General features: G+C 39.1%; 7 protein-coding genes. All 7 read left to right on the plus strand.

Going from position 1 to position 7,459, the window contains the following annotated elements; translation table 11 throughout:
* Positions 1 to 193: 193 nt before the first annotated feature.
* Positions 194 to 1,666, plus strand: a complete 1,473-nt coding sequence (gene pstC / locus ACTF5Q_RS11215) for a phosphate ABC transporter permease subunit PstC (RefSeq protein WP_438954693.1) — start codon at positions 194 to 196, stop codon at positions 1,664 to 1,666.
* Positions 1,666 to 2,988, plus strand: coding sequence for a phosphate ABC transporter permease PstA (gene pstA, locus ACTF5Q_RS11220; RefSeq protein ID WP_438954694.1), 1,323 nt, complete (start codon positions 1,666 to 1,668; stop codon positions 2,986 to 2,988). Before pstC ends, pstA begins: the two co-directional genes overlap by 1 nt.
* A gap of 33 nt (positions 2,989 to 3,021) precedes the next feature.
* On the plus strand, positions 3,022 to 3,786 hold the full coding sequence (gene pstB / locus ACTF5Q_RS11225; RefSeq protein WP_438954695.1) for a phosphate ABC transporter ATP-binding protein PstB: 765 nt from the start codon (positions 3,022 to 3,024) through the stop codon (positions 3,784 to 3,786).
* 3 nt (positions 3,787 to 3,789) lie between these two features.
* On the plus strand, positions 3,790 to 4,500 hold the full coding sequence (phoU, locus tag ACTF5Q_RS11230; RefSeq protein ID WP_438954696.1) for a phosphate signaling complex protein PhoU: 711 nt from the start codon (positions 3,790 to 3,792) through the stop codon (positions 4,498 to 4,500).
* Between the two features lie 5 nt (positions 4,501 to 4,505).
* Positions 4,506 to 5,198 (plus strand): phosphate regulon transcriptional regulator PhoB, encoded by a 693-nt coding sequence (gene phoB, locus ACTF5Q_RS11235; RefSeq protein ID WP_438954700.1) that lies wholly within the window; start codon positions 4,506 to 4,508, stop codon positions 5,196 to 5,198.
* 116 nt (positions 5,199 to 5,314) lie between these two features.
* Complete coding sequence (locus ACTF5Q_RS11240) at positions 5,315 to 6,538, plus strand: acyl-CoA dehydrogenase (protein ID WP_438954697.1); 1,224 nt, start codon at positions 5,315 to 5,317, stop codon at positions 6,536 to 6,538.
* A gap of 44 nt (positions 6,539 to 6,582) precedes the next feature.
* A partial coding sequence (locus tag ACTF5Q_RS11245; RefSeq protein WP_438954698.1) for an adenylate/guanylate cyclase domain-containing protein occupies positions 6,583 to 7,459 on the plus strand: 877 nt, incomplete at its 3' end.

The following is a 7,459-nucleotide window of genomic DNA, read 5'->3' on the forward strand; positions in this document are numbered from 1 at the left end:
CAAAAAAGTAAAGTATTTATGACAGTAAATTTTCAATAAATTTCTTGAACTTCATTTTCCAGGTATCCCTTCGTCCAATCTAAATTATATTTGTCATATTACTGTTACATATTTTTCATAAACTTGTTATCTTAGATGTGTAGAGGAATGAATGTGTATGAGTTCTAAACATGTTACCATCGGGGGGTTATAAATGGCAGCCGCAACACTACTTCTGGCTGTTATTGTGTTTTCTCTGCTAACCTTTTTTGGTTCTACATATAGGGTTTCTTATCTTGTTGAAGGTGATAAAAAGAAACTTAATTCGCGTGTTCACTATTATGGACTTTTTGCTTTGCTATGTACTGGTTTACCAGTTTTACTAGCTTATTTTTTCTGGTGGCTGCTAATCCCTTTTTATTTTGAAGCCAGTGTTGTAAAAGTTCTAACCAACTCACTAGAAGTATCGCCGGACGAAAATATCTCTCTCTTACTCGGGCAGGTTAATACTATAAGAGATACGCTTTTATCTGTCGATTATTCCAAAACAACCGAGTTATTTAACCAAAGTGGTACAATTGATTATGAAGTCATGGCAGCTATTTATGCTTTGGCTAATCAACCCTTCGATCCGGAAACAAGATCATTTCTAATTCAGGCCGGTTATGACTTATGGATATTAGAAAACAAAGCAAATAATACCTTTCGACTTGCTTTGTTTTTTATGATCGTATGCATTATTCTACTTTATTTTTTCCTGGTAAAACCCGGGTTTAGAGCAAGGTATTACGTTGAAAATATTTTGCTTGGAATTTTAATAGCTGCTGCTGGAATTGCAATAATAACAACTGTGGGTATCGTAATTTCTATGCTTTTTGAAACCTTTAGGTTTTTTGAATTGCATGAGTGGAAAGATTTCTTTTTTGGGTACACTTGGGCTCCAAATTTCCATGGTGACAGTGAGATGTCTATCCTTCCTTTACTCTTTGGCACTTTTTATATCTCTATCTTTGCACTTTTTGTTGCAGTTCCCATTGGTCTCTTTTCAGCAATCTACTTGGCAGAGTATTCATCAAGTTATACAAGATCAATCGCCAAACCACTGCTTGAAATTCTAGCTGGAATTCCGACAATTGTATATGGACTGTTTGCTTTAATTACATTTGGCCCATTTTTAAGAGATTATTTTGGTGACGGGGGCGCATTTGGCGTTAACTGGATGTCTGATGCGAGGTCAGTTGCGACAGCTGGTACAGTAATGGGTATGATGCTAATTCCATTCGTATCATCTCTATCAGATGATATAATAAATGCTGTTCCTCAATCACTTAGAGATGGCTCGTATGGATTGGGTGCAACTCAATCAGAGACTATACGCTTAGTGGTTATTCCCGCGGCGCTTCCTGGAATTGTAGGGGCAATTCTATTAGCGGCCTCAAGGGCAATTGGGGAGACAATGATTGTGGTTCTTGGAGCTGGAGCAATTGCAAAGTTTAGTGGAAACCCGCTTGAAGCGATGACGACAATCACAACACGGATTGTGAGTCAGTTAACCGGAGATGGCGATTTTAATAGCCCAGAAACTCTCGTTGCTTTCGCATTGGGTTTATCACTATTTCTCATAACCCTAGTTCTTAATGTAATAGCTTTGTACGTTGTTCGAAAATATAGGGAGCAGTATGAATAATGGCACAAGAGACTAGATTTTTATCAGCGGCATCAGACTTGTCTCGAAACCGCAGGGCGGCGGAGAAACGCTATCGGCTATACGGTCTAGTTGCAATTTCTATAGGCCTCTTGATGCTAGTAATTCTTCTAACCACAATTATTACAAAGGGAGTGACCGCTTTTCAACAGACATATATTACGCTTGATATTGAACTAATAGAATCCAAGTTGGATAAAAAGGGCAATAGAGACATTAACGATATTAAGAAAGTATCTACATTTGGCTATGCTCCTTTAACAAAAAATTCATTTGAAAAATTAATTTCAGCAAATAACCTTAATACAGATTTATCGCCAAAAAACGCTAGCAAGATACTATCTAAAAGTGCTTCATCAGAACTGAGAAATTTTGTTATAAATGACACTTCTGTTATTGGCAGGACTATTTCATTTGAATTTTTAACTAACAGCTGGATAGACGGCTATTTAAAGGGCAGGATAAATCGGGATGATATACAAAACAGTAAGAATGTTTCTCCTGAACAATTAGATTTAGTTGATGAGCTAGTTAAACTTGGAATAGTAGAAAAAAAATTCAATTTATCTTTTCTCTTGGGTTCTGATGCTTCAGATATGAGACCTGAGGCGGCTGGTTTTGGCGTTTCTATGGTAGGCTCTTTTTACATGATGTTAGTTGTGCTCTTACTATCTCTTCCGGTAGGGGTCGCTGCATCAATATATCTCGAAGAGTTTGCACCTCGTAACTGGATCACCGACATAATTGAGGTTAATATTTCAAATTTAGCCGCAGTGCCGTCAATTGTATTTGGTATTTTAGGTTTAGCTGTTTTTATTAATTTTATGCATTTGCCGCAATCGGCACCATTTGTTGGTGGAATGGTGTTAACATTAATGACCCTTCCAACAATTATTATTTCTACCAGGGCGTCACTCAAATCAGTTCCTCCTAGTATCCGGGATGCTGCTTTGGGGGTTGGTGCATCAAAAATGCAAACTGTTTTTCATCACGTACTTCCATTAGCAGCCCCAGGCATTTTAACTGGAACTATCATTGGGTTAGCGCAGGCTTTAGGAGAAACTGCTCCGTTGCTGTTGATTGGAATGATCGGTTACATAGCCACAAATATGCCTAGCACTGTATTGGAGGGTTTAGCGTCACCGAACTCTGCAATGCCTGCCCAAATTTATGAGTGGGCAAAAAGGTCAGACCCTGCCTTTTATGAGCGGGCGTGGGGTGGCATAATAATTTTGTTAGTATTTTTAATTACTATGAATACTTTAGCGGTTATTTTACGTCGCCGCTTTGAGCGTCGGTGGTAAAACAAAAGAGAATTGTGGAAAGATTAGAATAATATGGAAGACGAAGTAAAGATTTCAGCTAGAGGCGTTCAAGTCTACTATGAAGATAAACAGGCAATAAAAAATGTGGATGTTAAAATACAAGATAAGACTGTTACCGCTTTTATTGGTCCTTCTGGTTGTGGAAAATCGACCTTCTTACGTTGCCTAAATCGCATGAATGATACAATTAGTATCTGTCGTGTAGAGGGTGAAATTTTACTTGATGGGCAGAATATCTATCACCCAGATGTTGATCCTGTACAATTACGGGCGAAAGTTGGAATGGTCTTTCAAAAGCCTAATCCATTTCCCAAATCAATTTACGACAATGTTGCATATGGTCCAAGAATACATGGGTTATTTGAATCAAAATCCGATCTGGACGAAATAGTAGAGATGGTACTGCGTCGAGCGGCACTTTGGGAAGAAGTTAAAGACAGATTGTCTGAACCAGGGACCGGATTGTCTGGTGGACAGCAGCAACGTTTGTGTATTGCGAGAGCGATTGCAACTCGTCCTGAAGTGCTTCTTATGGATGAGCCTTGTTCCGCATTGGATCCAATTGCAACTGCGCAAATTGAAGAGTTAATTGCCGATTTGAAGGAAAACTTCTGTGTCGTGATAGTTACGCACTCAATGCAACAGGCGGCACGAGTAAGTAACAAAACTGCATTTTTTCATCTTGGTGACTTAGTTGAGTACGGAGACACAGAGGAGTTATTTGTCAAACCTACTGATCCCCGAACGGAAAGTTATATTAGTGGAAAGATTGGATAACGGATGGTTGAAAAACATATAGTATCGGCTTTTGATGAGGATATTGAAAATATTCAATCTACTCTGATGAAAATGGGTGGGCTAGTTGAAAAGTCTCTTTTTGATGCATCCGAAGCTCTTGTTAAGTCTGACTTGGTTTTGGCCAAACTAGTCAGAGAAAACGATCGAACTATCGACGAGTTGGAAGAAGAAATTAATGCTCAAACAGCAAGACTTATTGCTCTAAGATCTCCGACAGCTACTGATCTAAGGGATGCATTATCATTCATTAAAATCGCCTCAAATTTAGAGCGTATAGGTGATTATGGAAAAAATATGGCCAAGCGCTCTCTTGTAATGAAGCCTTCTTCAATTAATGAACAAGGATGTAGGTCTCTCAGGCGGATGACAAAAGACGTTATCGTAATGATGAATAACGGTCTTGATGCGTACATCAGAAAGGATGTTAATCTCGCGGAGTCTGTAATCTTACAAGACCAAGATATTGATCAACACTATAATGCTTTATTCCGTGAGTTTTTAACATTTATGATGGAAAACCCAAAGAATATTACCACCTGTATGCATTTACACTTTATCGCAAAGAATATTGAAAGAGTTGGGGATCATATAACATCTATTGCTGAACAGGCCATATATGTTGCGACTGGAGAATACCCTTTAGACGACCGACCAAAGGTGGATGCTACCGCTGATATCAAAGGTAATAACTAAAAAGGATTTTAGATGTGGCGAAACCAACAATTTTAATCGTAGAGGATGAAGAGGCTCAACGTCTTATATTGCAACATAACTTGGAGGAAGCGGGTTATGAAGTTATTTCTGCTGCGGATGGTGAAATTGGTTCAGAGCTCATCAAAGATTACGAACCAGATGTCATAGTGCTAGATTGGATGATGCCTAGACTTAGTGGTGTAGAATTGTGTAGGCAAATAAAATCGTCATCAAGTACAAAAAATACTCCAGTTATAATGTTGTCGGCAAGATCCGAAGAGGTCGATCGGATTAGAGGATTGGAGATTGGAGCAGATGACTATATTTCCAAACCATTCAGTATTAAAGAACTATTAGCTCGAATTAAAGGGCAGCTTCGGCGCGTAAGAGAAGCAGCGGTTGCAGAAAAACTTTCATTTGAAGATATTGAACTTGATATGGAGACCTATAGAGTTAAACGCTCTGGTGAAAATATAAAGCTAGGACCTATTGAGTTTAAGTTGTTAGCCACTTTTTTAGAAAGACCGAGAAAAGTATGGTCTAGAGACGCTTTGCTGGACCGGGTATGGGGTCGAGACATTTATGTAGATACTAGAACAGTCGATGTGCACATTGGGCGGCTCAGGCGCGCCCTTTGTAAGAATGGTGCTGAGGATTTAATTCGTACTGTGCGCGGAGCAGGTTACGCGCTCGGTTAGGAAACTTCCAGATTTTTATAATTTTGTGTAATGAGCGTCAAATTTGTATATTTTACAATTTCCTTTTTACCGATATAGTAGGGTCTCATATTTTTTGATTATCGAGGGTGTGTCACTTGAATGTAGAATTAACGAGACTGCAAAATAAAGACAGTCCTGATCTGGGTAATTTCGATTGGTCTGACCCTTTTCGTTTATCTGACCTTATTGCTGATCATGAAGGCATGATTAAAGAAAGTGCTGCCACTTTCTCAAAAGAGGTGTTGATGCCGAGAGTAGTAGAAGGTTTTGCAGGTGAGGAAGTTTGTCCTGAAATTTTCTTGGAAATGGGAAAAATGGGCCTTCTTGGCATTACCATTCCAGAACAGTATGGCGGTTTGGGTGCCAACTATGTTTCCTACGGATTAGTTGCTCAGGAAATTGAGAGAATTGATAGTGGTTATCGGTCCATGCTGTCGGTTCAATCAAGCTTGGTAATGTATCCGATATATGCTTATGGCACGGAAGCTCAGAGACAAAAATATCTACCAGCTTTAGCAAATGGTGAGATGATAGGGTGCTTTGGTCTTACAGAACCAGATTCAGGTTCCGATCCAGCTTCTATGAAGGCAAGAGCGGAGAAAATTAAAGGTGGGTACCGCATAACAGGTTCTAAAATGTGGATATCAAATTCACCAATTGCAGATGTATTCGTAATTTGGGCCAAATCGGACGCCCATGAAGGCAAGATAAAAGGTTTTGTACTTGAAAAAGGGATGAAAGGTTTATCGAGCCCAAAAATTGAGGGGAAGCTGTCACTGAGGGCTTCTGTAACAGGCGAAATTGTTATGGATGGCGTTGTGGTTTCAGAAGAGGCATTACTTCCTCATGTTGAAGGATTAAAGGGGCCTTTTGGTTGTTTGAATAGAGCACGCTATGGAATTAGTTGGGGGGTTATGGGTGCAGCAGAGTTTTGCTGGCATGCTGCACGGCAGTATGGCTTAGATCGGAAGCAATTTGGAAAACCGTTAGCCCAAACCCAACTCTTTCAAAAAAAATTAGCTGATATGCAAACTGAAATTACACTGGGTTTAACGGCCTGCTTAAGGGTCGGTCGACTCATGGACGAGGGTAATGCAGCACCAGAAATGATTTCCCTGACCAAACGGAATAATTGTGGAAAGGCGCTGGATATCGCGCGGCAGTCTAGAGATATGCATGGCGGAAATGGAATTTCGCAGGATTTTCATGTTTTCAGGCATTTGATGAACCTCGAAACTGTGAACACTTACGAAGGTACCCACGATGTTCACGCTCTAATACTCGGTCGATCACAAACTAATTTGCAGGCTTTTTTCTGATGGAAAAATTATTATATATAACAATGTGATACGGGGAACAATTAGTGGAGTTAGAAAGGCTTTTTAATCAGCAATTTTTGTATGATCTTAGTTTTTTTAACTTTGAAAACGCAATTACAGCTACGTATTTTGCAGACGTAGATTTAAATATAATTAAGGTCAACAAAAACTTTAAATCCCTTTTTAATGCTGATGTGCTTCTTGAGGGTCAAAATCTTCTAACGTTATTAGGACTATTAGACGTCGCGCAAAGCCACATCTCAGAGTTCAAGCAAAAGCTTAATAAAGATGGAAAATTATTAATACATAAAATTAAAATAATTGTGAGGGATGAAGAGCGTTATTTTACATTGGCTTCCACCCGGACATCAAGTTCATTTTCAAATGAACTTATTGGAGTTCAAGGACAGTTAATTGATCGAACCAACGAAGTAACTCTGCAAGCGAGAAATGAGGAGTTGCTGGTAGAAAATGAAAAAGCTTTTGAAGAGCTTTCCTTTAAAACAGAGCGTTTAGAGAAAATATCTAGTCAGCTCGCAAAGTATCTTAGCCCTCAGATATACAAAAACATATTCGAAACTGAGACGGATAAGGTGGAGACTTACACTCGGAAAAAATTAACTGTCTTTTTCTCTGATATCAAAGAATTTACAAGTTTGTCGGATAGATTAGATCCTGATTTGTTGGCAGAAATAATTAATGAATATTTGTCAGAAATGACGGAAATAGCATTACATTTTGGGGGAACTATAGATAAGTTCATCGGTGATGCTATTCTGATATTTTTTGGAGATCCCGAAACGGAAGGCACGGCGGTAGACGCTGAAAAATGCGTTAACATGGCAATAGCGATGCGTAAGCGAGTAGGGGAGCTTGATGAGGTCTGGAAGAAGGAGAAGGGTATAAGTGAAGGACTTCAGG

The sequence above is a fragment of the Candidatus Salinivivens marinus genome (assembly GCF_965655845.1).
In the GTDB taxonomy this organism is placed as follows: domain Bacteria; phylum Pseudomonadota; class Alphaproteobacteria; order Rhodobacterales; family Rhodobacteraceae; genus Salinivivens; species Salinivivens marinus.